This window comes from Zavarzinia compransoris (genome assembly GCF_003173055.1).
Taxonomy (GTDB): Bacteria; Pseudomonadota; Alphaproteobacteria; order Zavarziniales; family Zavarziniaceae; genus Zavarzinia; species Zavarzinia compransoris.
Genome location: NZ_QGLF01000001.1, coordinates 545,131 through 571,872, shown reverse-complemented (window position 1 = coordinate 571,872; position 26,742 = coordinate 545,131). Strand labels below are relative to the sequence as shown.

21 protein-coding genes are annotated in these 26,742 nt (G+C 68.1%); 11 read left to right on the top strand and 10 right to left on the bottom strand.

Annotation, left to right across the window (positions count from 1 at the left end):
• Window positions 1-11 precede the first annotated feature (11 nt).
• From DKG75_RS02805 to DKG75_RS02790, 4 genes are all read left to right on the top strand, one after another.
• Entirely contained in the window at window positions 12-1,526 is a 1,515-nt protein-coding gene (locus tag DKG75_RS02805) for a polyamine aminopropyltransferase (protein WP_109919552.1), read from the top strand.
• 10 nt (window positions 1,527-1,536) lie between these two features.
• Window positions 1,537-3,156 (top strand): FAD-dependent oxidoreductase, encoded by a 1,620-nt coding sequence (locus DKG75_RS02800; protein ID WP_109919551.1) that lies wholly within the window; start codon window positions 1,537-1,539, stop codon window positions 3,154-3,156.
• On the top strand, window positions 3,153-3,509 hold the full coding sequence (speD, locus tag DKG75_RS02795) for an adenosylmethionine decarboxylase (RefSeq protein WP_109919550.1): 357 nt from the start codon (window positions 3,153-3,155) through the stop codon (window positions 3,507-3,509). The genes DKG75_RS02800 and speD overlap by 4 nt, the downstream gene beginning before the upstream one ends.
• 100 nt (window positions 3,510-3,609) lie before the next feature.
• On the top strand, window positions 3,610-6,756 hold the full coding sequence (locus DKG75_RS02790) for a beta strand repeat-containing protein (RefSeq protein WP_109919549.1): 3,147 nt from the start codon (window positions 3,610-3,612) through the stop codon (window positions 6,754-6,756).
• A 39-nt stretch (window positions 6,757-6,795) separates the two neighbouring features.
• Here the strand turns inward: DKG75_RS02790 and DKG75_RS02785 are convergent, their stop codons facing one another.
• Window positions 6,796-7,053: a hypothetical protein gene (locus DKG75_RS02785; protein ID WP_109919548.1), complete on the bottom strand. Its 258-nt coding sequence runs from the start codon at window positions 7,051-7,053 to the stop codon at window positions 6,796-6,798.
• Window positions 7,054-7,202: 149 nt separating this feature from the next.
• Between DKG75_RS02785 and DKG75_RS02780 the strand changes: the two genes are divergently transcribed.
• From DKG75_RS02780 to DKG75_RS23690, 3 genes are read left to right on the top strand one after another with little or no spacing between them, the layout of a single operon-like run.
• Window positions 7,203-7,850, top strand: a complete 648-nt coding sequence (locus DKG75_RS02780; RefSeq protein WP_109919547.1) for a GAF domain-containing protein — start codon at window positions 7,203-7,205, stop codon at window positions 7,848-7,850.
• Between the two features lie 12 nt (window positions 7,851-7,862).
• Window positions 7,863-8,630 (top strand): S8 family serine peptidase, encoded by a 768-nt coding sequence (locus DKG75_RS02775; protein ID WP_109919546.1) that lies wholly within the window; start codon window positions 7,863-7,865, stop codon window positions 8,628-8,630.
• Window positions 8,617-10,779, top strand: coding sequence for an ATP-binding cassette domain-containing protein (locus DKG75_RS23690; protein WP_133636738.1), 2,163 nt, complete (start codon window positions 8,617-8,619; stop codon window positions 10,777-10,779). The genes DKG75_RS02775 and DKG75_RS23690 overlap by 14 nt, the downstream gene beginning before the upstream one ends.
• Window positions 10,780-10,830: 51 nt before the next feature.
• Here DKG75_RS23690 and DKG75_RS02765 read toward each other — a convergent pair whose 3' ends face one another.
• The gene (locus DKG75_RS02765) at window positions 10,831-11,235 is read right to left on the bottom strand and encodes a GFA family protein (protein ID WP_109919544.1); all 405 of its coding nucleotides are present in this window, start codon (window positions 11,233-11,235) and stop codon (window positions 10,831-10,833) included.
• Between the two features lie 108 nt (window positions 11,236-11,343).
• Window positions 11,344-12,261: a tetratricopeptide repeat protein gene (locus tag DKG75_RS02760; RefSeq protein ID WP_109919543.1), complete on the bottom strand. Its 918-nt coding sequence runs from the start codon at window positions 12,259-12,261 to the stop codon at window positions 11,344-11,346.
• A gap of 120 nt (window positions 12,262-12,381) precedes the next feature.
• Between DKG75_RS02760 and DKG75_RS02755 the strand changes: the two genes are divergently transcribed.
• A complete protein-coding gene (locus DKG75_RS02755; protein ID WP_109919542.1) occupies window positions 12,382-13,086 on the top strand; it encodes a Crp/Fnr family transcriptional regulator in 705 nt (234 codons plus the stop codon).
• A gap of 10 nt (window positions 13,087-13,096) precedes the next feature.
• Window positions 13,097-14,929, top strand: a complete 1,833-nt coding sequence (locus DKG75_RS02750) for a TRAFs-binding domain-containing protein (protein WP_109919541.1) — start codon at window positions 13,097-13,099, stop codon at window positions 14,927-14,929.
• A 6-nt stretch (window positions 14,930-14,935) separates the two neighbouring features.
• Here the strand turns inward: DKG75_RS02750 and DKG75_RS02745 are convergent, their stop codons facing one another.
• From DKG75_RS02745 to DKG75_RS02720, 6 genes are all read right to left on the bottom strand, one after another.
• Window positions 14,936-15,538: a hydrolase gene (locus DKG75_RS02745; RefSeq protein ID WP_109919540.1), complete on the bottom strand. Its 603-nt coding sequence runs from the start codon at window positions 15,536-15,538 to the stop codon at window positions 14,936-14,938.
• A gap of 119 nt (window positions 15,539-15,657) precedes the next feature.
• On the bottom strand, window positions 15,658-16,638 hold the full coding sequence (locus DKG75_RS02740) for a branched-chain amino acid ABC transporter permease (protein ID WP_109919539.1): 981 nt from the start codon (window positions 16,636-16,638) through the stop codon (window positions 15,658-15,660).
• A 2-nt stretch (window positions 16,639-16,640) separates the two neighbouring features.
• Window positions 16,641-17,528: a branched-chain amino acid ABC transporter permease gene (locus DKG75_RS02735; protein WP_109919538.1), complete on the bottom strand. Its 888-nt coding sequence runs from the start codon at window positions 17,526-17,528 to the stop codon at window positions 16,641-16,643.
• Between the two features lie 40 nt (window positions 17,529-17,568).
• Window positions 17,569-18,774: an ABC transporter substrate-binding protein gene (locus DKG75_RS02730; protein WP_109919537.1), complete on the bottom strand. Its 1,206-nt coding sequence runs from the start codon at window positions 18,772-18,774 to the stop codon at window positions 17,569-17,571.
• Window positions 18,775-18,852: 78 nt separating this feature from the next.
• The gene (locus DKG75_RS02725; RefSeq protein ID WP_109919536.1) at window positions 18,853-19,593 is read right to left on the bottom strand and encodes an ABC transporter ATP-binding protein; all 741 of its coding nucleotides are present in this window, start codon (window positions 19,591-19,593) and stop codon (window positions 18,853-18,855) included.
• On the bottom strand, window positions 19,586-20,338 hold the full coding sequence (locus DKG75_RS02720) for an ABC transporter ATP-binding protein (protein WP_243746423.1): 753 nt from the start codon (window positions 20,336-20,338) through the stop codon (window positions 19,586-19,588). Before DKG75_RS02720 ends, DKG75_RS02725 begins: the two co-directional genes overlap by 8 nt.
• Window positions 20,339-20,594: 256 nt before the next feature.
• Here DKG75_RS02720 and DKG75_RS02715 point away from each other — a divergent pair, with 256 nt between their 5' ends.
• On the top strand, window positions 20,595-21,251 hold the full coding sequence (locus tag DKG75_RS02715; RefSeq protein ID WP_109919534.1) for a response regulator transcription factor: 657 nt from the start codon (window positions 20,595-20,597) through the stop codon (window positions 21,249-21,251).
• Window positions 21,252-21,262: 11 nt separating this feature from the next.
• On the opposite strand, the gene DKG75_RS02710 is transcribed toward DKG75_RS02715, so the two are convergent.
• Window positions 21,263-24,691 (bottom strand): hybrid sensor histidine kinase/response regulator, encoded by a 3,429-nt coding sequence (locus tag DKG75_RS02710; RefSeq protein WP_166646314.1) that lies wholly within the window; start codon window positions 24,689-24,691, stop codon window positions 21,263-21,265.
• A gap of 276 nt (window positions 24,692-24,967) precedes the next feature.
• Here DKG75_RS02710 and DKG75_RS02705 point away from each other — a divergent pair, with 276 nt between their 5' ends.
• Window positions 24,968-26,623 (top strand): MFS transporter, encoded by a 1,656-nt coding sequence (locus tag DKG75_RS02705; RefSeq protein WP_109919532.1) that lies wholly within the window; start codon window positions 24,968-24,970, stop codon window positions 26,621-26,623.
• Window positions 26,624-26,742 lie beyond the last annotated feature (119 nt).

The window sequence follows — 26,742 nt, the reverse complement described above, 5'->3', positions numbered from 1 at the left end:
GGACCGGGATCTTGGCGCCGCTGCTGCTTGCCTCCGTCTTCATCATCGCGACCTGCGGCCTCGTCTATGAATTGATCGCGGGCACGCTGGCCAGTTACCTGCTGGGCGATTCGGTCACCCAGTTCTCGACGGTGATCGGCACCTATCTCTTCGCCATGGGCATAGGCTCGTGGCTGTCGCGCTATATCAACCGCAATCTGGTCGCCTTCTTCGTCCGCATCGAGACCCTGGTCGGCCTCGTCGGCGGCACCTCCGCCGCCGTGCTGTTCCTGATGTTCGAACAGGTCGAATCCTTCCGCGTCCTGCTCTATTCGATGGTGACGGCGATCGGCATCCTGGTCGGGATCGAGATCCCCCTGCTGCTGCGCATCCTGAAGGACGAGTTGGATTTCAGCGACCTGGTCTCGCGCGTCTTCACCTTCGACTATATCGGCGCGCTCTTCGCCTCGCTGCTGTTCCCCCTCGTCCTGGTGCCGCACCTCGGCCTCGTCCGCTCGGCCTTCCTGCTCGGCATGCTGAATGTCGCGGTGGCGGGCTGGGTGCTCTTCATCGTGCGCCGGCACATGACCGGGGTGCGCCAGCATGCCGCCGGCATCGCCGCCGCCTTCGCCATCCTGACCGCCGGGCTGATCGGCTCGGACCGGATCACCTCGCTGGCCGAAACCGCCTCCTTTCCCGGAAACATCATCTATGCCCGCTCCTCGCCCTATCAGCGCATCGTGCTGACGCGGGAGCGGGACGACCTGCGTCTCTACATCAATTCGAACCTGCAATTCTCGTCGCTCGACGAATACCGCTACCACGAAGCCCTGGTGCATCCCCTGCTCGCCGCGGCGGCAGCGCCCCGCCGGGTGCTGGTGATCGGCGGCGGCGACGGTCTCGCCATCCGGGAAATCCTGAAATACCCGGCCGTGGAAAGCATCACCCTGGTCGAACTCGATCCCCTGATGATCGAGCTGTTCACCCGGAACGACATGCTGGCGGCCCTGAACCGGGGCGCGCTGGCCTCGGAGAAGGTCACCATCGTCAACGAGGATGCTTTCCTCTGGCTGCGCGGGCAGCAGGACCTGCCGGAGGAGCGGAAATTCGACGCCGTCTTCATCGACCTGCCCGATCCGTCCAATTTCTCGATCGGCAAGCTCTATACCGTCACCTTCTACCGCCTGCTGGGCCGGGCGATGCGCGACGACGGCCGCCTGGTGGTGCAGAGCACCTCGCCCCTGGTGGCGCGGAAATCCTTCTGGTGCGTGAACAATACCCTGGCGGCGGCGGGCTTCGTCACCACGCCCTATCACACCTATGTCCCGGCCTTCGGCGACTGGGGTTACATCATGGCCGGGCGCAGCCCCTTCGTCGCCGCCGGCCGCTATCCCCCAGGGCTCCGCTTCGTGACGCCGGAGACGGTGGCGGGCATGTTCCGCTTTCCCCCCGACATGGATTGGGTCGAAACCGGGATCCAGCGCCTGGACGACCAGGTCCTGATCCATTACTTCGACGACGAATGGTCGCGATACCTCATTTATTGACGATACGGCGATGAAGACCAGGCCGACACGACGGGCGATGATGGCGGGGGCGGCCGCAGCCGGCCTCGGCGGGGGCGCCTTCGCCCTGTCGCTTCCGGCGCCGGCCGCACCTGTCCCCGGCCGGCTGGACGGGCTCGACGCCGCCACCGGGCACCGGCTCCGCAGCGGCGACTTCCCGCCCCCGGCCCGGACGGTCCGGACCCGCATCGCCATCGTCGGCGGCGGCGTTTCCGGCCTTGCGGCGGCGCGGCGGCTGGCAAGGGCGGGGCTGGACGACCTCCTCGTCCTGGAACTGGAGGACGAGGCCGGCGGCAATGCCCGGGGCGGGCGCAACGCCGTTTCCGCCTATCCCTGGGGCGCCCATTACGTGCCCCTGCCGACCGACGAATCGACCGAGGTCCGCCGCCTGTTCGAGGAACTGGGGGTGATCACCGGTTACGACGCCGCCGGCCTGCCCCTTTACGACGAATTGATGCTCAGCGCCGATCCCCAGGAACGCCTGCAGATCCACGGCCGCTGGCAGGAGGGGCTGGTGCCCAATATCGGCGCGACCGCCGACGACCGGGCCCAATACGCGCGCTTCTTCGCCTTCGTCCACGGGTTATCCGAAAGGCGCGGCCGCGACGGCCGGCGCCCGTTCGCCATCCCGGTCGACGAAAGCTCGGCCGATCCGGCATGGCGCGACCTCGACCGCCTGACCATGAAGGCCTGGATGGAAGCAGAGGGTTACACCTCGGAACGGCTGCACTGGTACGTCAACTACAGTTGCCGCGACGATTTCGGCACGCCCCATGGCGAAACCTCGGCCTGGGCGGGGCTGCATTATTTCGCCGCCCGCAGCGGCCGCGCCGGCAATGCCGCCGCCGGCAGCGTGCTGACCTGGCCCGAGGGCAATGCCTGGCTGACCACCCGGATGGCCGCCCCCCTGGGCGGGCGGATCCGGCCCCGCTGCCTCGCCTGGAACATTGCCGCGGCCGAGGCCGGCGGCCTTCGCCTCCAGATCTTCGATGCCGCCCGGGACGAGAGTTTCACCGTCGAGGCCGAAGCCGCGATCCTGGCCGTGCCGCGCTTCATCGCCGCCCGCCTGTGGCCGGCCCATGGCGCCGAGGGATTTTCCTATGCCCCCTGGGCGGTCGCCAATATCACCCTGGGCCGCCTGCCCGGCGGCACGGGCGAGCCGCTGGCCTGGGACAATGCCATCTACCGCAGCGCCATGCTCGGCTATGTCGTCGCCACCCACCAGGACCCGCGCCGCCACCACGACCGCACGGTGATCACCTATTACTGGCCGCTCAGCCACTTGCGCCCGGCGGCGGCGCGGGCCGAAGCCTTCGGCCGCGATCTCGCCGCCTGGCAAGCCCTGTTCGAGGCGGAAATCCTGCGCAATCACCCGTCGCTGAAGGGCAAGCTGGAACGGATCGACATCCGCCTGTTCGGCCATGCCATGGTCCGCCCCGTGCCCGGCTTCATCTGGGGCCCGGCGCGGGCGGCCGCCCTGGTCCAGACCCCGCCGGTCTTCGCCGCCCATGCCGATCTCGGCGGCATGTCGATCTTCGAGGAAGCCTATACCAAGGGTATCGCCGCCGCCGAAGCCGCCCTCGCCTTCCTCGGGAACGGGAGGCCGGGATGAACGACCAATTCCGCCCCAGCCTGCACCTGCTGGCGGATTTCTGGGACGGCGGTCCCCTGGACGACGTCGCCTTGATGGAGCGGGCCCTGGTCGAAGCCACGGCGGCCTGCGGCGCCCGCCTGCTGCACCTGAAGCTGCATGATTTCGGCGCGGGCGGCGGCATCACCGGCTTCGCCCTGCTGGCGGAATCCCATATCAGCGCCCACAGCTGGCCCGAGCTGGGGCTGCTGGCGGTCGATGTCTTCGTCTGCGGCCAGAGCGAGGCCGACAAGGCCCTGGCGGTCTTCCGCCGGCTCTACCGGCCGGCACGGGAAAGCGTGATCCGGGCGCTTCGCGGGATGGATCCAGCGTGATGGATCCGGAACAATTACATCCATTATGGATACATTAAGGAATGCGGCGCCATAAAGGCGGAAGAAGCCGGTCAGCCGGTGCCTTCAGCCAGGAGAAACCATGGCGCCCCTCCGTTCCCTGCTCTCCACCACCGCCCTCCTGACCGGCCTTGCCGCCAGTGCCGGCGCCCTGGCCCAGGAAGCCTTCCCGGTTTCCGGCGACCAGTTCGGCTACGGCAGCCGCGCCGTCGCCGAGGCGAATTTCCAGGCCAGCCTGTTCGGCGGCAGCGATTCGAACGGCGGCATCTATGGCGGCGCCCCCAGCTTCACCATGCCGCTGGGCGACAGCCTGGGGGTCCAGGTCGACGGTATCGGCGGCGTCGTCGGTGACGAGCACGGCTTCGCCGGCGGCGCCGTGCAATTCTTCTATCGCAACCCCGAGGTCATGACGCTCGGGATCATGGCCGGCGGCTATGCGGTCGAGGGCATGGGGCAATTCGCCGTCTCGGCGATCGCCGAATATTACATCGACGCGGTCACCCTCGAAGCCACCCTCGGCTTCCAGGACGGCGACGTCATGGAAAGCACGGTCTACGGCCGGGCCGGGATCGCGGTCTATGCGACCCAGAATCTCCGCCTCGGCGCCGGCATCACCTATTCCGACGAAGCGAAGCTCGGCGGCGACCTGCAGATGGAAGCGCTGCTCGAAGGCGTGCCCGGCCTCGCGGTCTTCGCCACCGGCAGCTATGACGACGACGGCGCCGCCGGCTACGGCGGCCTGCGCTTCTACTTCAATGTCGGCGACAGCCTGGCCGCGACCGACCGCACCAAGCGTCGCAACAGCCCCAGCCTGATGGCCCTGCACCGCAATTTCGTGCGCCCCAATGCCTTCCTGTCCGACCCGACCGGCTTTGGCCTGCGCCAGATCAGCCGCGCCGCGGCGGCGGCGTCGGGCGGCACGCCCTTCGCCAATGTCGACGACCAGACGGCACCGCCGGTGCCGCCGGTGACCCCGCCGACCTCGTCCACCGGCCTCATCGACGTCGTCAACAATGCGGTCAACCAGATCGGCAACCAGACCGCGATCCAGCCGCTGACCGACCTGATCAACGGCCTGACCGGGGCCAACGGCGGCGCCCTCAGCGCCATCACCAACCCGCTGAACCAGCTGACCCAGATCGACGGCGGCCCCCTCGGTCCCCTGACCCAGCTGGTCCAGGGCCTTGCCGGCGCCAACGACAGCGCCCTGACCCCGCTGATCGACACGCTGAACGGCATCATCGGCGGCCTGACCGCCGGCGCCAACCCGGACGCGATCGCCGGCGGCCTGGCTAATATCCCCGGGGTGGGCGGCCTCACCGGCCTCTTCGGCGGCGGCGCCCTGCCGGGCGGGACCGACTACGGCCTGATCAACCTCGTGAACAATACGCTCGGCCAATTGGGCGACAATTCGGCGGTCCAGCCCTTGACCGACCTGCTGAACGCCCTGACCGATCCGGTCAACGGCGGTCTCGCCCCCGTTACCGGCGCCCTCAACGACCTGACCGCGCTTCAGGGCGGCCCCCTCGCCCCCCTGACCGAACTGGTCGGCGCCCTGGCCGGCACCAATAATGCCGCGCTCAATCCCCTGGTCGACACGCTGAACGGCATCCTGGGCGGCCTCGCCTCGGGCGCCGATCCCTCGGCCGTCGCCTCCGGCCTGTCCAACCTGCCGGGTGTCGGCGGCCTGACCAGCCTCTTCGGCGGCCTGACCCTGCCCGGCGGCTCGGGTGGCAGCGGCACCGGCCTGATCAACCTCGTGAACAACACGCTCGGCCAATTGGGCGACAATTCGGCGGTCCAGCCCTTGACCGACCTCCTGAACGCCCTCACCGATCCGGTCAACGGCGGCCTTGCCCCCCTGACCGGCGCCCTCAACGACCTGACGGCGCTGCAAGGCGGCCCCCTGGCCCCCCTGACCGAACTGGTCGGCGCCCTGGCCGGCACCAATAATGCCGCGCTCAATCCCCTGGTCGACACGCTGAACGGCATCCTGGGCGGCCTCGCCTCGGGCGCCGATCCCTCGGCCGTCGCCTCCGGCCTGTCCAACCTGCCGGGTGTCGGCGGCCTGACCAGCCTCTTCGGCGGCCTGACCCTGCCCGGCGGCTCGGGTGGCAGCGGCACCGGCCTGATCAACCTCGTGAACAACACGCTCGGCCAATTGGGCGACAATTCGGCGGTCCAGCCCTTGACCGACCTGCTGAACGCCCTCACCGATCCGGTCAACGGCGGCCTTGCCCCCCTGACCGGCGCCCTCAACGACCTGACGGCGCTGCAAGGCGGCCCCCTGGCCCCCCTGACCGAACTCGTGGGCAGCCTGGCGGGCACGAATAATGCCGCGCTCAATCCCCTGGTCGATACGCTGAACGGCATCCTGGGCGGCCTCGCCTCGGGCGCCGATCCCTCGGCCGTCGCCTCCGGCCTGTCCAACCTGCCGGGTGTCGGCGGCCTGACCAGCCTGTTCGGCGGCCTGACCCTGCCCGGCGGCTCGGGCGGCAGCGGCACCGGCCTGATCAACCTCGTCAACAACACACTTGGCCAATTGGGCGACAACTCGGCGGTCCAGCCCTTGACCGACCTGCTGAATGCGCTGACCAATCCGACCGACGGGGCGTTGAGCCCGGTGACCAGCGCCCTCAACGACCTGACGGCGCTGCAGGGCGGGGCCCTGGCGCCCCTGACCGAACTCGTGGGCAGCCTGGCGGGCACGAATAATGCCGCCCTCAATCCCCTGGTCGATACGCTGAACGGCATCCTGGGCGGCCTTGCCGCCGGGGCCAGCCCCTCGGCGATCACCGCCGGCCTGTCCAGCCTGCCGGGGGCCGATTCGCTGACCGGCCTGCTGGGCGGCGCCCTCTCGGGCGGGAGTTCGACGGCGGGCCTGATCGACACGGTGAACGGGGTTCTCACCAACCTTGGCGACAATGCCGCGATCGAGCCGCTGACCGACCTGCTCACCACCTTGACCTCGACCGCGCCGGACGGCGTGCTGGCCGGCCTGCTCACGCCGCTCAACCAGTTGACCGCGATCGACGGCGGCGCGCTTGCCCCGGTCACCCAGCTGGTCGACGGCCTCGTCGGGGCGGACAACGGCGCCCTGGCCCCGCTGGTCGAGACGCTGAACACCCTGCTCGGGGGTCTGACCGCCGGGCTCGACACCGGCACGATCGCCAGCCAGACCGCCGGCGCCCCGACCACCGGCCTGCTGGCGGGCCTGTTCGGCCTCTGAGCCCCGGCCCCGGGGGGCTCCTCCCCCCGGGGCTCGCCCTCAGGCCCGGAAATAGCGGCCGCAGTGGCCGCAGACGATATCGACCGGGCGGGTGACATTGAGCCCGCTCGCCCAGCCGACATGGCCGCACCACGGACATTGGGCATAGCCCGTATACCCTTCCTGAAGCATGACCTCATCCGCCGGGGGCGACGCATGCATCAGCATGATGCGCAGCGTTCCGACGTCCACCGTCTCGCCCAGATCGCGCCGGATCTTCTCGCCGCGGCGGAAGGGAATCGTCGCGGTCGTTTTCATGGCATCACCCCCTGGATTTACCTGAGCGGAGACTATATGGGTCCCGCATCGCGGCCTATGAGCCGCTTCACTGCACCCCGTGCCTCGGTGTCGCAGTCTTGTCGTCATGCTGATACACTCGCCCGCGCTCAAAAGGAGGGGGAAACCTGATGGCATTGGATCGTTCGCACCTCAGCCACTATCTCGGCATCGCGCCGTCCAGTCGCGAGGAAGGGGTGCTGCGCCTGCTTCTCGAAACGGCCATCCGCACCGTCGATGCCGCCGAGGGCTCGGTTCTCGCCTATGACCGCGACGCCAACGATCTCCGATTCGTGATGACCGTGAACGGCCCGGGCAATCTGGTCGGCCAGCGCGTGCCGATCGGGGCCGGCCTCACCGGCCTTGCCGCCCTGACCCATGAGGTGCAGATCGGCGCCCCCACCTACAAGACCGTCGACGATGCCAACAAGGCGACCGGCGTCGAGGGCGAGCCGAGCGCGGTGATCGCCGCCCCCATGGTCTCGGGCGACCAGCTGATCGGCGTGCTGACCGCCGTCCGCTTCAAGCCCGGGCACCGCTTCACCACCGACGACGGCCGCGCCTACGGCAATTTCGCCACCGTCGCCGCCCTGATGCTGGACCAGCACAACCGCCTGCGCGACCTTGCCGGCGGCGGCGGCGAACTGACCACCGCCGGCGGCTTCGGCCCGGAGGAGGCGCGCATCATCGCGGCGCTGACCACGGTGGCGCAGACCCGGCCGGACCGCCTGCCGCGCCTTGCCCAATTGTTCGAACAGATGGTCGAAATCGCGGTCTGACCGGGGCCCGGCATGACTCACGTCGCGATTTCCGAGGCCGCCGCCGCCCGCTTCGACGAATTGGCCGCATCGACGCTGGAACCGGTCGATGTGGCCGTGATCGATTCAGGCATCGACGCCACCCACCCGGACCTCGCCGGCCGGGTGGTGAGCCAATGGACGGTGGAGGACGAGGACGGCCGCCTGGCCGTGCACGAACTCGAAACCGGCATCAACAACGATACTTTCGGCCACGGCACCGGTGTCGCCGGCATCATCGCGCGCATCGCGCCCAATGCCCGCCTGCACGACATCCGCGTGCTGGACGCCCGGAACAAGGGCGATCCCAGCGCCTCCCTGGTCGCCTTCCGCCATGTCCTGGCCAAGCGCCATCGCCTGATCAACATGAGCCTGGCCATCCCCGCCTCGCAGCGCGAAGCGCTCTACAAGCTGTGCGAGAGCGCCTACCAGCGCAACCAGGTGGTGGTCGCGGCCAAGCGCAACGTGCCGGTGACCGACGAGGGCCTGCCGGCGGAATTTTCCAGCGTCATCTCGATCGACAACCATCAGGTCCCGGAGATGAGCCTGCATTTCATCGAGCAGGGCCTGATCGAATTCGCCACACTCGGCAACGAACTGACCGTGCCCGCCCCCGGCGGCGGCTATACCGTGAAGACGGGGACGAGCTTCGCCACCCCCACCGTCACCGGCATGTGCTGCCTGATGCTGGGACGCTGGCCGATGCTGCGCCAGTTCGAGCTGAAAACCATCCTGAAGGCCCGCGCCCATGACGCCCTCTGACGTTCCGCCGCCGGGCCCAGGCCCCAAGGCCCCGCCCCCTGAAGCCATCCCCCTGCCCCTGGCCGGCGCCCCCAAGGGCGCGCCCCCTGGGGATTTCCCGCCCCCCGGCGCCGCCAAGATGGGCGACCCGCCCCTGGCCGGGCCGCCGGGCCTGCCGCCGGCCGGCGCTCTGAAGGGCGGGGCCCCGGGCATGATGCCGCCCCCGGGCGGCGCCAAGGGCGGCGCGCCGGGCATGATGCCGCCGGCGGGCGGCATGAAGGGGCCGGGTGCCCCAGGCGGCTTCCCCGGCCTGCCCTTCCCGCCCGAGCCCATGAGCTTCAAGAAACTCCTGCGCTGGGCCCTGCTGCTGGCCAAGGCGGCGCCCCTGCCCTTCCTCGGCTCGGTCGGGCTGGCGGCGCTGGTCAATGCGCTCACGCCCTACAGCCAGCAGGTGCTGGTCTCGCTGACCTCGGCGCTGGAGGGCAAGGGCGGGGCCGATCCGAAGTGGATGGCGCTGCTCTACGCCATTCTCGCCGTCGTCGTCATCCTGCTGTCGATGGCGAGCAAGCTGGTCACCACCTGGTCGAACGAGAAGATGCTGGTGGCGCTGCGCGCTCTCCTGCACGACCGCATGCTGCTGCTCGGGCCCATTTTCCATGCCAAGGTCTCGGGGCCGCAGCTGGTCCAGATCGTGAATAATTTCTCGGCCGGGGCGCAATTCACCCTGCGCGAGATCCTGGCCTATCCCCTGACCCGGGGCGTGGGCATGGTGACCGCCGGGTTTTTCCTGGCCGACAATCTGGCGGCCTTCGAAAGCATCCCGCCGCTGATCCGGATCGTGCTGCTCGGCCTTGTCGTCGTCATTCCGCTGATCGGCTGGAAATTGTCCGGCATCGTCGGCCGCGCCTTCGAACAGGTGCGGGCCGAGGAAGCGGCCTTCGCCGACGAATTGGGCAATTCCACCGCCCAGCCGGTGGAAGTACAGCTGATGCGCGCCCACGGCCAGCGCTCGCGCTCCATTGCCGAGCGCCTGCAATCGGTCATGGCGGCCAAGCTCAGGGCGACGCTGCGGCGCGAGGCGGTGCAACAGTTCCAGGGCTCGATGTCCACCATCCTGACCACCGTCCTGCTGATCTATGCCGCCTTCTCGTTCGAGCCGAACACGCCGATCGGCGCCCTGCTCGGCCTTCTCCTGATGGTGCCCCTGGTGGTCGGGCCAATCCAGGAGCTGGTCACCTTCTTCACCGGGCTTTCGGTCAACTGGCCGATGATCCGCCCGGTCGGCGAGATCATCGACGCCGAGCCCGAGATCAAGGATGCCCCGGGCGCTCGCGATCTCGCCCTGGCGGAGCCGACGGCGGAACTGAGCGAGATCACCTTCGGCTATCCGCCGGCCAAGGCGCCGGTCATCCTGAACGGTGTCTCCCACCGCTTCCGGGCGGAGGCGATCACGGCCATCGTCGGCGGCTCCGGCTCGGGCAAAAGCTCGATCATGCGGCTGCTGGTCCGGCTCTACGATCCGCAGGGCGGCAAGGTCCTGCTCGGCGGCCAGGCGCTGGACAGCTATACGCTGGACAGCCTGCGCCGGCAGGTGGTCACCCTGTCCCAGTTCCCCCTGATGCTGTCCGGCAGCCTGCGCCGGAACTTCGAACTGGTGAAGGCGGAGGTCACGGACGACGAGATCATCGCCGTGCTGCGCCGGGTCGGGGTCTGGGACGCGCTGCTGCGCATCCGCCCGGAAGGACCGCTGGAGATCACGGTGACCCAGGCGGCGGGCACGGGCACCCTGTCCGGCGGCCAGCGCCGGCTGGTGGCCCTGGCCCGGGCCCTGATCCTCGCCCCCCGGATCCTGCTGCTGGACGAGCCTTCGACCGGCGTCGACGTCGAATCGACCTCCCGCCTCGTCGCCGTGCTGCGCGACCTGGCGCGGGAAGTGACCATCATCATGGTCGAGCACGACGTCGATTTCGTCACCGCGGTGGCGGACGAGGTGGTCTGCATCGAGAACGGCAAATTCGTCTCGACCGGGGCGCCGCAGGCCCTGATCGCGGCGGACGACAATCTCTTCGCCCGCTTCGTCAAGGCGCGCCGCCGCGCCACCTCGACCGATCACCTCGAAATCGAACGGGTGCCGCTGCCCGCGGCCGCCGGCTCGACCAAGAAGGGCTGACAAACGAAGGGGGCGGCGGATGGAAATCCGCCGCCCCTCAGCCGGGCCCTCTCAGCCGGGCAGGCGCTCGAAGGTCGGCATGCCTTCGGGCAGCACATGATAGGGCTGCTGGTCGACCGTATAGATGGCGATGTCCGGGCCGGCGAAAGCCTTCGGATCGTCAAGCGTGCCCACCTTCAGGATCACGGCCGGAAAGCCCGGGGCGCGGGTGACGATCTGGGTGCCGCAATCGGGGCAGAATTCCCGGGTCACCGGATTTTCCAGGTCCTGACGGCGGAAATGCTTGGCCGTGCCCTTGGTATAGCGGAAACCGTCGGTCGGCAGGGCCATGAAGAAATTCGGGCCGCCACCGGTCACATATTGGCATTCCCGGCACAGGCATTCCGCCTTCATCAGCGGTTCGCCCTCGGCGACATAGCGGACGCTGCCGCAATAGCAGCCACCTTCTACTCTCATTACATCCTCCCTTGGTCGGGGCGGGTGCTCCCGCCTCCGGGCGCCATGGTAGCGCGGTTTGCCAAGGGAGGAATGTGGTTAATTAAGCGGCCTGTTCGGAGTTTCCGCTCAGCGCCGCTGGGCGCGGGCATGCTCGCGCCAGCGGTTGGCCTCGGCGGCGAGATTGGCCGCGACCGCGTCGTTGCCCATTTCCCGCTCCGCCCGTTCGAGATCGCCGAGCGCGGTCAGGAAATCCTCGACCAAGCCCAGGTTGCGGGTCTCGTTCACCAGACTGCGCATCGATTCGACCGAGGTCATCAGGTGGGGATGGGCCTCGAACGGCCGGCCGGCGGCGATCAGCGCCCGCCCCAGGCGATTCGAGGCGGCGGCATGGATATTGAACAGGGAGGGCGGCAGCTTGCCCTCCGTCGCCTCGGCCACCGCGTGCAATTCGTCGATGCAGGTGGACAATTCCTCGATCGCCGCCTCGGGCGCGCCGAGGTTGAGGTGCAGCCGCCCCAGCGCATTGCGGGCGGAAGCGAGCGCGGGGCGCTGGTCCGGCAGGTCGGTGCGGCCGACGAGGCCGGCGCGGCGGGCGACGGCTTCCCCTTGCGCGTCGCGGGCCTGCTCGTTCTTGCCCAGGGTCTCGAAGGAGGCGGCGCGGGCCTGGGCGATATCGGCCTGGAGCGGCGCGCCGAGACCGCGGCCGTCGCCCCTGGTCGCCGCGATCACCACGGCCGTTTCCTCGGCCCGGGCGATCGCCCCCGCATGATCGCCGGAGGCCTGGAGCACGCGGACGGACAGGAAGCCCAGAATGGCGCTTTCGATGCCGAAGCCTTCGAGCCCCGGCGCACGCCAGACCTGATCGAGCAGGGCCTGGGCCTCGCCGGCAAGGCGGCGGGCCATCAGGGCATCGACCAGCCGGCGGGTCTGGTCGAGCAGGCGGGCGGCGGCACCGTCGTCGGGCCCCGCGGCAAGGGCGGCCAGCGCCTGGTCGACATTGGTGCGAAGCGTGGCGATCTCGGGATCGTCGGATACGGCAGACATGGAAACCTCTTTTCCCCCAACGCGCATTACGGCTTGGCCGTGGGCGCGACAGGCCTCAATATGCCGGGCGAAAGGCCGGTCGCCAAGCCGGGGCTGATACTGCCAGGGACATAGGGGGCAATGAACGACGACGACCGCGCGAAGCGACGCGCCCTGCTCACGCGGCATTTCCTGTTGCGTGATGTACCGGAAAAAGTGCTGGACGACCTGATCGGATTTTCGACCACGCGGCGCTATGCCGACGACGAAGTGATCTTCGCCAAGGGGGACGACGGCGACGGCCTCTACGGCATTCTCGAGGGCCAGGTGCGCATCTTCTCGGGCGATGCCGAAGGCCGCGAGATCACCCTGAACATTCTCGACACCGGCGAATTGTTCGGCGAGATCGCCCTGATCGACGGCAAGTCGCGCTCGGCCGATGCCGCCGCCATCGGCACCACCACCCTGTTCCACATGCCGCGCCGGCATTTCGTGCCCTATCTGCGGCAAAGCCCGGACCTTTGCTTCAGCCTGCTCGAAATCCTCTGCGCCCGGGTGCGCTGGACCAGCAGCGTGATCGAGGACCGGGCATTTCTGGGCCTCGAGGCGCGCCTTGCCAAATGGCTGCTCAACCTCGCCAACGACGAGCTGGCCGGCCGCAACAATGTGGTGCGCCTGCGGATGAAACTGTCGCAGCGGGAATTGGGCGCCCTGGTCGGCACCTCGCGCGAGGCGGTGAACAAGCAGTTCGCGCTTTGGCGCGACAACGGCCTGATCAGCATCGAACGAGGCATGATCACCCTGCACAGCCCGGACCAGCTTCGGGCCCTGGTCGATCTTGCCTGAGCCCGTGATCATGGACGAGACGGTCGACGACGTCCTGCGCAAGGTGGTCGCGGCGCGAAAGCGCGGCGAATTGTTCGAAGCCTTCGATCTCGCCCGCATCGCGATCGAGAACCGGGGCATGGACACCCGCCTCGCCTTCGAGGCGGTGCTGTGCCTGGTCCGGGCCGGTGCCAGCGAACTGGCGCACCGGCGCTACAATGAATACGGCCTGTCGCCGGACCACGGCGTCGACTATGCCACCCTGCTCGGCCGGATCGAGAAGGACGAGGCCCTGGCCCTGTCGGGTGCGGCGCGGCGGGCCAAGCTGCATGATGCGGCCATTGCCTATCGCGATGCCTATCTCCGCTACCCGGACTATTACCCGGCGATCAATGCCGCCACCCTCTATCTCCTGGCGGGGGAGGAGGACAATGCCCGGGGCTTCGCCGATCTCGCCAACCAGCACCTGCGCGCGGCCGACGAGGGCACCGGGCGGCCGATGAATTTCTGGGAACTGGCGACCACGGCCGAGGCGGCCCTGATTCTCGGCGATCTCGAGACGGCGGCGCAGGCGATCGGCGAGGCCATGGCCCTGCCCGACCTCGATGTCACCGCCGTCGCATCGACGCGCCGGCAATTGCGCTTGGTTGTCGCGGAAAAGAATCTGGACAGCGCCATTCTCGCCCCGATGACACCGCCGACGGTCGCCCATTTCACCGGCCACCGCCTGACCCCCTGGGGGAGGCCCGGCCGCTTCCCCGCCGCCCTGGAACCGGCGGTGGCGGACGGCATCCGCGCGGCGGTGGCGCGGCACGGCATCCGCTTCGGCTATGGCTCGCTGGCGTCGGGCGCCGATATCCTTTTCGCCGAGGCGATCGTCGAGGCGGGCGGCGAAGTCCATGTCGTGCTGCCCTTCGTGCAGGAGGATTTCGTCCGCATCTCCGTCGCCGATTCCGGCCCCGGCTGGGTGGAGCGTTTCGAGCGCCTGATCCATCACCCGCGCATGCGCGTCTCGCTCGCCACCTTCGATCCCTTTCTCGGCGACGACGAGATCTTCGGCTATGCCGCGCGCTATGCCATGGGGCTTGCCGTGATCCGGGCCGACATGCTGGGCGGCCCGGCGGTCCAGCTCGCGGTCTGGGACGGCGTGCCCAGCCCCGGCCCCGCCGGCACCGCCGCCGACATCGCCTTCTGGCGCGACACGCTGCAACGCCCCTGCGACGTGATCTGGCCCGACGCAGCCCCGGTGGCGGCGCCGGTCGCGCCCGGCCTCCAGGCCGCCCCGGCGGTCCAGGCGCCGGCCATCGTCCCCGCTGCCGGCGACAAGCCCAGCCGGGTGCTGCGCGCCCTGCTGTTCTGCGATGTCAAGGGTTTCTCCAAGCTGAACGACGTCACCATCCCCGTGTTCTTCCGGGAAGTGATGGGCAGCCTGGCGCGGGCGACCAAGCGCCACAGCAACGCGATCCTCTACAAGAACACCTGGGGCGACGCCATCCACACCATCATGCGCGATGCCCCGGCGGCGGCGGCCCTCGCCCTCGACCTGCAGGAGGAAATGGGCAGGATCGACCTTGCCGGCCTCGGCCTGCCGGAAGGCTTGGCGCTGCGCGTCGGCGGCCATGTCGGCCCGATCTATTCGAGCTGGGACAATGTGCTCGAGGAAGAGACGTTCTTCGGCGCCCAGGTCACGCGCTGCGCCCGGATCGAACCCATCGCCTTCACCGGCAAAGTCTTCGTCTCCGAAGCCTTCGCCGCCGAACTGGCCCTGACCTCGCGGGATTTCAGCGCCGAATATGTCGGCGACATCCCGACCGCCAAGCAGTTCGGCCGCATGCCCATGTATCTGCTGCGGCGGCGCGGCTGAGGGGGCTCAGCGCACGAAGGCGGCCAGCCGGCGCAGTTCGGCGAGAAACTCCTCCTCCGCCCGCTTGGCCGGCCAGGGGGTGAGGCTGCGCTCGAGGGGCGGTTCCGGCATGCCGAAAGTGGCGGGGTCCGCCGCCTCCGCCGGGGTGAGGCCGACCAGTTGCACCGCCTCGGTGGCGGCAAGGCCGCGGTCCGCCTTCTTGATCCGCCGGGTCATCGCCGCCGGCAGCGGAAACGGCAGACCATAGCGCTGGTGCACGGCCCGTTGCACCCCGTCCTCCAATTGCCGCCAGCGGGCGCCGAGGAAGGGCTTCAGCGGCGTGATCACATCCATCCCGAGCAGGCCCTCGCAGGCGTCATGCAGCAGGGTGGCGAGTTCCAGCCGGACCGAGAGACGCGCGGGCGGCGTGGTGCGGCGCACCTCGGCCAGCACGTCCAGCGAATGCTGGGCGACGGAATAGGCATAATCGCCCCTGGTCGCCCCGTTCCAGCGCGCGACGCGCGACAGGCCGAGGGCGATATCCGTGTCCTCGAAATCGAAGGGGGAAGGATTGGCAAGGTCCAGCCGCCGCCCGGAAAGGAAGCGCTGCCAGACGCGGGAGTCGTTCATGGGCTGGGGGTTCCCGATTCAAGCGGCGGGGATCATGCCCCCACTGCCCCCGGCCGACAACCGCCGGACATGAAAACGGCCGCCCGAAGGCGGCCGTTTCCCACTCGATACGCGGATCCTCAGTGGCGGCGACGGCCGAGGAAGGCGTTGAACTCGCCGACGATGCCGCGCCGGAAGGCGAGCACGCAGACGACGAAGATCACGCCGACCACCGTCGTGACCGGCAGGCCCGAGGTCGCCAGGAAGTTCTGCAGCGAGATCACGAGACCGGCGCCAACCGCCGGGCCGACCAGGGTGCCGACACCGCCGAGCAGGGTCATCAGGATCACCTCGCCCGACATCTGCCACTGAATGTCGGTCAGGGACGCCAGTTGCAGGGCGATGGTCTTGGTGCCGCCGGCAACGCCGGTCAGCGCCGCCGACAGGCCGAAGGCGATCAGCTTGAAGCGGTCGACCCGGTAGCCGAGCGAGATGGCGCGCGGCTCGTTCTCGCGGATCGACTTCAGCACCGCGCCGAAGGGCGAATTCACGATCCGCCAGATCAGGAAGAAGCAGAGCAGGAAGACCGCGACCACGAAGTAATACATGGGCAGCGAGCCTTCGAGGCTGATCAGCCCGAAGACGGCGCCGCGCGGCACGCCCTGGAGCCCGTCCTCGCCGCCGGTGACCGCCGTCGCCTGCAAGGCGAAGAAGAACACCATCTGCGACAGGGCAAGCGTGATCATGGCGAAATAGATGCCCTGGCGGCGGATCGCGATCCAGCCGAACAGGAGGCCGAAAGCCCCGCCGACGAGGCCGCCGAACAGGATCGCCAGTTCGGGCGTGAAGCCCCATTCCTTGGCCGCGAAGCCGGTCGCATAGGCCGCGGCGCCGAAGAAGGCGGCATGGCCGAACGAGAGCAGGCCGACGAAGCCGAGCATCAGGTTGAAGGCGCAGGCGAAGAGCGCGAAGCACAGCGCCTTCATCAGGAACGCCGGATAGAAGACATAGGGTGCGACGAGCAGGCCGGCGATCAGGATCGTGCCGATGATCAGGCTGGCCTTGCCGGCCAGGCGTCCGGTGACGGTGCCGCTGGGCGTGGTCGAATATTTCACGGACATGATCAGCGCTCCCGCCCGAACAGACCGGCAGGGCGCGCGAGCAGCACCACCACCATGATGACGAAGACGACGATGTTCGACGCTTCGGGGAAGAAGACCTTGGTCAGCCCCTCGAGGATGCCGAGCATGTAGCCCGAGACCACCGCGCCGAAGATCGAGCCCATGCCGCCGATCACCACCACCGCGAAGACGACGATGATGAGGTTGGAGCCCATCAGGGGATTGACCGAATAGATCGGCGCCGCCATCACCCCGGCCAGCCCGGCAAGGGCCACGCCGACGCCGTAGGTCATGGTGATCATGACCGGCACGTTGATGCCGAAGGATTGCACCAGGCGGGGATTTTCCGTCGCCGCGCGGAGATAGGAGCCGAGCCGCGTCTTCTCGATCGCATACCAGGTGGCGAGGCAGACGACGATCGACAGCAGCACGACCCAGCCGCGGTAATAGGGCAGGAACATGAAGCCGAGGTTGGTGCCGCCGGCAAAGGTCGACGGCACCGGATAGGACTGGCCCGAGACCCCGAACTCATGCTTGAAGCCACCTTCGAGGATCAGGGCGATGCCGAAGGTCAGCAGCAGGCCATAGAGGTGGTCCAGCTTGTAGAGCCGGGACAGCATCGTCTTTTCGATGACGATGCCGACGCCCCCGACGATGACGGGACTGAGGATCAGCGCCCAGAAGTAGCCGAGCCCCAGGTATTGGAGCAGGAACCACGCCACGAACGCGCCCAGCATGTAGAGCGCGCCATGGGCGAAGTTGATCACGTTCAACATGCCGAAGATCACGGCAAGCCCGAGACTCAGCAGGGCATAGAACGAGCCGTTGATGAGCCCCAGCAACAATTGCCCGAACAGGGCCTGTGGGGGAATGCCGATGAGTTCAAACATGCGAAGGTCCCGTCGTCGTCAGGTCACCCGGTCGTGCGGTTTACTGGGCCAGGGCGCAGCCGGACTGCTTCGGATCCTGGAACGCCTGGGCGCCCGGGACCGTCTTCACCGGCTTGTAGACGTCCCATTCGCCCGTCGATTCGGCCGGCGTCTTCACCTGGAACAGATACATGTCGTGAAGGACGCGGCCGTTGGCGCCGATGGTGGCGTTGCGCAGCACCGGATCCTTGATCGGCAGCTCTTTCATCTTGGCGGCGACGACCTTGCCCTCGTCGGTGCCCGCGGCCTCGACGGCCTTCAGGTAGTGCAGGGTCGAGGAATAGACGCCGGCCTGGACCATGGTCGGCGGCTTGCCGAACTTCTCCTGGAAGCGCTTGGAGAAGGCGCGGGTCTCTTCGTCAAGATCCCAGTAGAAGCCTTCGGTGACCAGCAGGCCCTGGCCGAGTTCGAGCCCGATCGAATGGATGTCGGACAGGAAGGCGAGCAGCGCGACCAGCTTCTGGCCGCCGGCGACGATGCCGAATTCCGAGCCCTGCTTCACCGAGTTGATGGTGTCCTGGCCGGCATTGGCCAGCGCCACGACCTTCGCGCCCGAAGCCTGGGCCTGGAGCAGGAAGGACGACAGGTCGGCCGAGGGGAACGGGTGGCGGACGGTGCCGACCAGCTTGGCCCCCAGGTCCTTGAGCACGGCGGAGGCATCCGCCTCGAGGCTGTGGCCGAAGGCATAGTCGGCGGTCAGGATGAACCAGCTGTCGCCGCCTTCGGCGACCACGGTCGGGGTGGTCACATGGGCGAGCGAATAGGTGTCGTACATCCAGTGGAACGAGGTCGCGGTGCATTCCTTCTGGCTGAGACGGACGGTGGCGGCACCGGAATTGATGGTGACCACGCCCTTCTCGCCGCCGATGCCCTGCACGGCCAGGCCGACGCTGGAGGTGACGAGGTCGACGAGGACGTCCGCGCCCTTCGAATCGATCCATTCGCGGGCGATGTTGGCGCCGATGTCCGCCTTGTTCTGGTGGTCGGCGGTCAGGATCTCGATCGGCTTGCCGAGGACCTTGCCGCCGTAGTCGGCGACGGCCATTTCAGCGGCGGCGATCGAACCCTTGCCCGCGACGTCGGCATAGATGCTCGACAGGTCGGTGAGCACGCCGACGACGACCTTGTCGCCCGACAGGCCGGCCGCCATGGCCGAGGTCGCGAGGGCCGAAAGGGCCACGCCCGCAAGAAGCGCCTTCTTGAACATCAGTCATTCCTCCCCAGAATGATCAGTCACTGACCAGTGTTAGCGGTATTGGTATTGGTATTGGTATTGGAGCCCTTGTCACACGCCGAGATAGGTGACGAGACGGTCCTTGTCGGCGGCGAGTTCCGCCGCCGTCAGGCTGTCCACCACATGGCCGTCTTCCATGACGTAGAAGCGGTCGGCGATCGTCGACACGAAGTGGATGGACTGTTCGACCAGGATCATGGTCAGCCCCCCCGCCTTCAGCCGGCGCACGGCTTCGCCGATCTGCTGCACGATGACGGGGGCCAGGCCTTCCGTCGGCTCGTCCAGCAGAATGAAGTCCGAACCGGTGCGCAGGATGCGGGCGATCGCCAGCATCTGCTGCTCGCCGCCCGACAGCTTGGTGCCGGGGCTGTAGAGCCGCTCCTTCAGGTTCGGGAACAGGGTGAAAATATCCTGCACCGACATGCCGCCCGGCTTGATCACCGGCGGCAGCAGCAGGTTTTCCTGCACGTTCAGGCTGGCGAAGATGCCCCGTTCCTCGGGCACATAGCCGACGCCGAGGCGGGCGATCCGGTGCGGCGCCTGGTTGACGATCTCCGCCCCGTCGAAAACGATCGAGCCGGTGCGGCGCCCGACCAGCCCCATGATCGAGCGGAGCGTGGAGGTCTTGCCGGCACCGTTGCGGCCGAGCAGGGCGACGACCTCGCCCCGCTTCACCTCGATGTCGACGCCGTGCAGGACGTGGCTTTCGCCGTAATAGGCGTTGAGGCCCGAGATCTTCAGGCGCGGCGCCCCGGCGGCGGCGGGTTGAATGGTGCGGGCGGCATCAGCCATGACCGGTCCCCATGTAGGCTTCGATGACGGCGGGATTCTTCGAGACGGTCTCATAGGGACCTTCGGCCAGGATCTGGCCGCGCTGAAGCACGGTGATCGTGTCCGAGAGGCCGGAGACGACCGACATGTTGTGCTCCACCATCAGGATGGTGCGGCCGGTGCGGATGCGGCGAATCAATTCGATGATACGCCCCACGTCCTCATGGCCCATGCCCTGGGTCGGTTCGTCCAGCAGCATCAGTTCGGGATCGAGGGCGAGCGTGGTCGCGATCTCCAGGGCGCGCTTGCGGCCGTAGGAAAGCTCCACCGCCGGCGTGTGCAGGAAGGGGCCGAGGCCCACGTCCTCCACCAGTTCCTTCGCCCTGCCGTCCAGATGGTCGAGTTCGCGGACCGAGCGCCAGAAGTGGAAGACCTTCGGGCTCCGCGCCTGCAACGCCACGCGGACGTTTTCGAGCACCGTCAGATGCGGGAAGACGGCGGAAATCTGGAACGAGCGGACGACGCCCATGCGGGCGATATCGGCCGGCTTGGCGCGCGTGATGTCGCGCTCGTTGAACTTCACCGTGCCGCCGCTCGGCTGCAGGAATTTGGTCAGCAGGTTGAAGACGGTGGTCTTGCCCGCGCCGTTCGGACCGATCAGCGCATGAATGCTGCCGCGCCGAACCTTCAGGTTGACGTCCTTGACGGCGATGAAGCCGCGGAATTCCTTGGTCAAGCCTGCGGTCTCGAGAACAAGATCGCTCAATGCGCCCCCCCGTCCTTGGGACACGGAGGCGGCGCCAGTGCCCGGCGCACTCCCCCCCATGTCGGTTTTCCTCGTGAAACATGGCATCTTCCGTGCCGTTCAAATCGTTTAGCCGCATGGCCCTTGAAGGCCAGCCCCTACTTAAGTCTAATTCATGTGTTTTGGGCTTCGAATCCGCACCCCGCCTCGGCGACAGATAGACGATCCAGCGACCGCCCCCGCCGGTCTCACTGGGAGGAAACGAAAGATTAGCACCATGGAAGGCCCCGACAGCGGCTGGACGGTCGTCATCGCCGACGATCATCCCCTGGTCCGCGACGCCATGCGCCACGCGCTGAACCAGAGCCTGAGCGACGTTCAGGTGGTCGATGCGTCAAGTCTCGACGAGGCACGCCAGGCGGTCGACCGCCTCGGCACCGTCGACCTTGTCATTCTCGATCTCAACATGCCGGGCATGGACGGTTTCACCGGCCTTGCCTCGATGCGCGCGGCCTATCCCCTCGTACCGGTCGCGATGGTATCAGCGACCAATGACGAAACCGTGATGCGCCGGGCGATCGAATTCGGCGCCGCCGGCTTCATCCCCAAATCCGCCCCCCTCGACACGATCGCGGAAGCGATCGGGCAGATCCTCGAAGGCCAGGTCTGGCTGCCCGCCGGCACCGGGGACAGTGCCGGCGGCGCCAGCCGGCAGGATATCGCCCGCCGCCTGGGCGAACTGACGCCGCAGCAGCTCAAGGTCCTGTCCATGATGTCCCAGGGCCTTCTCAACAAGCAGATCGCCTATGAGCTCGGCGTCGGCGAGGCGACGGTGAAGGCCCATGTCACCGCCATCCTGAAGAAGCTCGGCGTGCACAGCCGCACCCAGGCGGTGATCGCCGCCCGCCTGCTGGATTTCAAGACGGCGGGGTGACCCCCGCCCCCTCACCCGGCCGCGGCGAGCCCCAGGCTCTTGCGCAGGTGATCGAGATAGGCGCGTAATGCTGCCGGTTTCACCGGCTTCGGCAGCATCTCCACCTGGTGGCGCTTCGCCTCCTGGCGCAGGCGCGGCTCGCGGTCCGCAGTGATCAGGGCGGCGGCCAGCAGGCGCCCGGCCTGCTGGCGCAGCGCCGTGATCACGGACAGGCCGTTCATCCCGCCGCCCAGGTGATAATCGACCAGGATCACGTCGGGCAGGCGCCCGGCGCCGCGCATCACCTCTCGCGCCGCCTCCAGCGAGCCGGCGGTCAGCACGTCGCAGGCCCAGCCCTTGAGCAGGGCGGAGATCGCTTCGCGGATCGCCGCCTCGTCGTCGATGGCGAGAACCAGCAGCCGCGTCTCGCCCGCCTCGACCGGCGGCAGGCTGGTGCGTTCGATGCGGCGCGGCGCCGGCGCCTCGGTCAGGGGCGCCGCGACCGTGAAGACCGAGCCGCGCCCGGGCTGGGAGCGCAGCCCGATCGGGTGATCCAGGATGCGGCAGATCCGCTCGACGATGGCAAGGCCGAGACCGAGGCCCTTGGCCCCCTGCTCCTCCACCTTGGGCCCCAGGCGGACGAATTCGCCGAAGATCGTCGCCTGATCCTCCGGCTCGATGCCCGGGCCGCTGTCCCAGACTTCGATGACGGCGTGAGCGCCCTGCCGGCGGGCCCCGATCAGCACCCGGCAGCGCGGGCGCGCGGGATCGCTGTAACGGATGGCGTTCGAGAGATAGTTCTGGATCACCCGGCGCAGCAGCTGGGGATCGGAACGGACGGCCAGGCTCGACGGCATGACCATGATCTCGACCCCGCGCTTGGCCGCCAGGGGCGCCAGGGTGGAGGCGATGGCCTCCATCAGCGGGCCGAGGGCGACCGGCTTCCAGTCCGGCGTCATCACCCCCTGGTCCAGGCGCGAAATGTCGAGCAATGCATCGAGCAGCCCTTCGACCGCGCCCAGCCCCTGGTCGACCTTGGCGACCAGGGGTTCGTCCGGGTGGCGGTCGGCGAGCGCGGTCGCAAAGAGACGCGCGGCGTGCAGCGGCTGCAGCAGGTCGTGGCTGGCCGCGGCCAGGAAGCGGGTCTTGCCCAGGTTCGCCTCCTCCGCCGCGGTGCGGGCCTGGTGCAGTTCCGAGATCACGCGGGTGAGATCGGCGGTCCGTTCCGTCACCCGCCGTTCCAGGCTTTCGTTCGCCGTCTTCAGGGCGGCTTCGGCGATGTAACGCTCGGTGACATCGGTGACCATGATCGAGAAGCCGCCCCCGGGCATGGGGTCGAAGCGCAGTTCCATGCGCGCCCCGTCGGGCCGTTCGACCTGGCGCACCGTCGCCATGCCCCCGACCGGCATGGAGAGGGCGGAGCCGAGCGAGCGCAGGCGCCCGACCACGCCGAGTTCGCCGTTCGAGGTGCCGACCCGGGCCTGATCGCGCGGCAGCCACAGCATGTCGAAGAAACGGTCGTTCCAGGTGACCAGCCGGCGCTCGCGGTCGAACACGGCGATGCCCTGGCTGACATGGTCGAGGGTGGTGCGCAGCAGGGTGAAATTCTGGCGGATCGCCTCGGACGCCTCGCCCAGCACGGCGCGCATCGCCCGCCCCGACAGGCGCGAGCCCTGGCGCGCCGAGGCCAGCACCACGCGGGCCGAGGCGGCACCGATGACGCCCGACAGCAGGCGTTCGGTGAAGGCGGCGACATTGACCCCCGTGCGCTCGATCCCGGCATAGGCCTGTTCCGCCTGCTCGGTCCCGATGAAGCGGGCGGACAGGCCCTTCAGCTCGTCGATCGACATGGCGGCGCCGGCGCGCTGCACGGTTTCCGCATCGAGATCGACCTGGGGCGCGACATAGGCATCGGCCTGGTCGCGGTCGCGCTTCTGCGGCATCGAGGCGAGCGAGATGCCGACCAGCAGCAGCGTGTTGACCCCGAGGCTGACGAAGACGCCCTGGGTCAGGGGATCGAGCGCGGCCAGCCAGTCCGGCAGCAGAAAGGCGAAGGGCGTGGCGGTGGCCGCGCCGCCCCCCAGCATCGAGGGCAGGAACAGACCGTAGAGCCAGACCGCGCCGCCCCCGGCCAGGCCGGCGACCGCCCCGTTCCGATGGGCGCCGCGCCAGTAGAGGCCGAACAGCAGCGCCGGCGCGAACTGGGCGACGGCGGCAAAGGAGATCAGCCCGATCGAGACCAGGGGCAGCTGGCTGACCAGGGCCCGCTCGTAGAGATAGCCGAGCGTCAGGATGACGACCACCGCCACCCGCCGCGTTACCACCACCACCCGGCCGCTGTCGAGCCGGTCGAGCCGGCGCCAGCGCAGCAGGAAGGGCATGGCGATCTCGTTCGAGGCCATGATGGAGAGGGCGAGGCAGGCGACGATGACCATGCTGGTCGCCGCCGACAGGCCGCCGATGAAGACGAAGGTGGAAAGCAGGCTCTGGTCGTTCATCATCGGCACGACCAGGACCAGCATGTCCGGGCTGTTGCCCTGCAGGGCCGCATCCATGCCGGCGATGGCGATGGGCACGACGAAGAGATTGATCAGCACGAGATAGAGCGGAAACAGCCAGCGCGCCATGGGCAGGTGGTTGCCCGGGCCGTGCTCGATCACGGCGACGTGGAACTGGCGCGGCAGGCACAGGAAACCGAGGCTGGACAGCACGACCATGGTCAGCCAGTTGAACGTCACTTCCGGCGCCCGGAACCTCTCCAGCCCGGGATCGGCCGCGATGCGCTGGACGAGGCCGCCGACGCCGCCGAAGACCTCATAGGTGACATAGAGGCCGACGGCGATGAAGGCCGCCAGCTTGACCAGCGATTCGAAGGCGATCGCCAGCATCATGCCGCGGTGCTGTTCCGTCGCCTGGGCGCGGCGGATGCCGAACAGCATGGTGAAGGCCGCCATCATCACGGCGACGATCAGCGCGGTGTCGCGCCAGGCATCGAAGCCGCCGCCGGTCGCCGAGGGGCCGAGGCCGGTGACCGCGTCGAAACTGTCCGAGACCGCCTTCAGCTGCAAGGCGATATAGGGCAGCACGCCGACGATGGCGAGGCCGGCGACGATGGCGGAGACGGCCCGGCTCTTGCCGTAGCGCGAGCCGATGAAATCCGCGATCGAAGTGATGTTCTGGTTGCGCGCGATCAGGATCATGCGCGACAGCAGGCGTTGCCCGAAGATCATGACCAGGATGGGGCCGACGAAGATCAGGAAAAAGTCCCAGCCCGCCGCCACCGCCCGCCCGACGCTGCCGTAAAAGGTCCAGGAGGTGCAATAGATCGCCAGCGACAGGGCATAGATCAGGTTCTGCGACGACGCCGCGCGGCGCGGCCGCCAGTCGCCGAGATAGGCGATGGCGAACAGGCTGCCGATATAGATGAGGGACATCAGCAGGATGGCCCAGTCCTGCACCATGGTCGCATTTCCTCCCGAAGACTTTGTCATCTAGGCGCCAAACAGCGGAATTGTCCATCGCCTTGGCGTGGGACCGGCCAGATCTCGTCGCATTGCAGCGAATTCTTGCGCAACGCACCTAATACCAAAGTCAAAGGCCGAAGCCCCGGCCTTTCGACCAACGTCGGGCTTAAAAAAGCGAAGTCCAGAGCCTCCACTGTAGGCACCGAAAGGGCCACGGCAACGACCGGGCCGCAACGGGGGAATTCGGCGGACAACCGCCCAGGGAGGTCAACAATGGTCAGCGTTACCGGGGGCGGCGCTTCTGCGCGCGTCGAGGGGGCCGAACGGCGCAAGGTGGTTTTCGCCTCGTCGCTCGGCACCGTTTTCGAATGGTATGACTTTTATCTTTACGGCTCGCTCGCGGCCGTGATTTCCAAGCAGTTCTTCTCGGGCGTCAACCCGACGGCTGCCTTCATCTTCGCCCTGATGGCCTTCGCCGCCGGCTTCGCGGTGCGCCCCTTCGGCGCCCTCGTGTTCGGCCGCCTGGGCGACCTGGTCGGCCGGAAGTATACCTTCCTCATCACCATCCTGATGATGGGCGCCTCGACCTTCATCGTGGGCATCCTGCCGTCCTATGCCTCGATCGGCATCGCGGCCCCGATCATCCTGATCGTGCTGCGCCTGCTCCAGGGCCTTGCCCTCGGCGGCGAATACGGCGGCGCCGCGACCTATGTCGCCGAGCACGCGCCGAACGACAAGCGCGGCCTCTATACGTCGTGGATCCAGACCACGGCGACCATCGGCCTGTTCCTGTCGCTGCTCATCATCCTGGGCGTGCGCCTGTCGATGTCGGTCGAGGATTTCGAATCCTGGGGCTGGCGCATTCCCTTCCTGGTCTCGATCATCCTGCTCGGGATTTCCGTCTGGATCCGCATGCAGCTGAACGAGTCGCCGCTGTTCCAGAAGATGAAGGAAGAGGGCACCCGCTCGAAGGCCCCGCTGACCGAGAGCTTCGGCCAGTGGAAGAACCTGAAGATCGTGCTCATCGCCCTGTTCGGCCTCACCGCCGGCCAGGCCGTGGTCTGGTACACCGGCCAGTTCTACGCCCTGTTCTTCCTGACCCAGACCCTGAAGGTGGACGCCCAGACCGCCAACCTGCTGATCGCCGGTTCGCTGCTCATCGGCACGCCCTTCTTCGTCTTCTTCGGCTGGCTCTCCGACAAGATCGGCCGCAAGCCGATCATCCTGGCGGGCTGCCTGATCGCGGCGGTGACCTACTTCCCGATCTTCAAGGCCATCACCCACTACGCCAACCCGGCCCTCGAATCCGCCGTCGCCACGGCGCCGGTGGTCGTGGTCGCCGATCCGACCCAGTGCACCTTCCAGTTCAACCCGGTCGGCACCTCGAAGTTCACCTCGTCCTGCGACGTGGCCAAGACCGCCCTGGTGAAGCGCGGCACGCCCTACAGCAACGAGGCGGCCCCGGCCGGCACCATCGCCCAGATCAAGGTCGGCGAAGTCGTCATCGCCTCCTACGACGGCCTCGCGGCCGACGCCAAGGAACAGGGCGTGGCCTTCGACGCCGCCCTGACCAAGGCCCTGAACGACGCCGCCTACCCGGCGAAGGCGGACCCGGCGCGGATCAACCACGTCATGGTGCTGGTCATGCTGTTCGTCCTGGTGATCTTCGTCACCATGGTCTACGGCCCGATCGCGGCCATGCTGGTCGAACTCTTCCCGACCCGCATCCGCTATACCTCGATGTCGCTGCCCTATCACATCGGCAACGGCTGGTTCGGCGGCTTCCTGCCGACCACCGCCTTCGCCATCGTGGCGGCCACCGGCAACATCTACGACGGCCTGTGGTACCCGATCATCATCGCCACCGGCACCTTCGTCATCGGCCTGCTCTTCGTCCGCGAAACGAAGAACAACTCGATCATCGACTGATCATCGACGGCCCGGGGGGCGGCACCTGCCGCCCCCTTTCGCTTTCCGATATCCCTTTCGTTACAGCGCTCCGCAGCCCTCGCGAACCGACGTCCCGTGGCCCGGTGCAGGAGATCAGC

Coding starts and splice junctions, on each gene's coding strand:
- DKG75_RS02800 (WP_109919551.1), top strand. CDS start 1,537: ATGAAGACCAGGCCGACACGACGGGCGATGATGGCGGGGGCGGCCGCA.
- speD (WP_109919550.1), top strand. CDS start 3,153: ATGAACGACCAATTCCGCCCCAGCCTGCACCTGCTGGCGGATTTCTGG.
- DKG75_RS02790 (WP_109919549.1), top strand. CDS start 3,610: ATGGCGCCCCTCCGTTCCCTGCTCTCCACCACCGCCCTCCTGACCGGC.
- DKG75_RS02785 (WP_109919548.1), bottom strand. CDS start 7,053: ATGAAAACGACCGCGACGATTCCCTTCCGCCGCGGCGAGAAGATCCGG.
- DKG75_RS02780 (WP_109919547.1), top strand. CDS start 7,203: ATGGCATTGGATCGTTCGCACCTCAGCCACTATCTCGGCATCGCGCCG.
- DKG75_RS02775 (WP_109919546.1), top strand. CDS start 7,863: ATGACTCACGTCGCGATTTCCGAGGCCGCCGCCGCCCGCTTCGACGAA.
- DKG75_RS23690 (WP_133636738.1), top strand. CDS start 8,617: ATGACGCCCTCTGACGTTCCGCCGCCGGGCCCAGGCCCCAAGGCCCCG.
- DKG75_RS02765 (WP_109919544.1), bottom strand. CDS start 11,235: ATGAGAGTAGAAGGTGGCTGCTATTGCGGCAGCGTCCGCTATGTCGCC.
- DKG75_RS02760 (WP_109919543.1), bottom strand. CDS start 12,261: ATGTCTGCCGTATCCGACGATCCCGAGATCGCCACGCTTCGCACCAAT.
- DKG75_RS02755 (WP_109919542.1), top strand. CDS start 12,382: ATGAACGACGACGACCGCGCGAAGCGACGCGCCCTGCTCACGCGGCAT.
- DKG75_RS02750 (WP_109919541.1), top strand. CDS start 13,097: ATGGACGAGACGGTCGACGACGTCCTGCGCAAGGTGGTCGCGGCGCGA.
- DKG75_RS02745 (WP_109919540.1), bottom strand. CDS start 15,538: ATGAACGACTCCCGCGTCTGGCAGCGCTTCCTTTCCGGGCGGCGGCTG.
- DKG75_RS02740 (WP_109919539.1), bottom strand. CDS start 16,638: ATGTCCGTGAAATATTCGACCACGCCCAGCGGCACCGTCACCGGACGC.
- DKG75_RS02735 (WP_109919538.1), bottom strand. CDS start 17,528: ATGTTTGAACTCATCGGCATTCCCCCACAGGCCCTGTTCGGGCAATTG.
- DKG75_RS02730 (WP_109919537.1), bottom strand. CDS start 18,774: ATGTTCAAGAAGGCGCTTCTTGCGGGCGTGGCCCTTTCGGCCCTCGCG.
- DKG75_RS02725 (WP_109919536.1), bottom strand. CDS start 19,593: ATGGCTGATGCCGCCCGCACCATTCAACCCGCCGCCGCCGGGGCGCCG.
- DKG75_RS02715 (WP_109919534.1), top strand. CDS start 20,595: ATGGAAGGCCCCGACAGCGGCTGGACGGTCGTCATCGCCGACGATCAT.
- DKG75_RS02710 (WP_166646314.1), bottom strand. CDS start 24,691: ATGGTGCAGGACTGGGCCATCCTGCTGATGTCCCTCATCTATATCGGC.
- DKG75_RS02705 (WP_109919532.1), top strand. CDS start 24,968: ATGGTCAGCGTTACCGGGGGCGGCGCTTCTGCGCGCGTCGAGGGGGCC.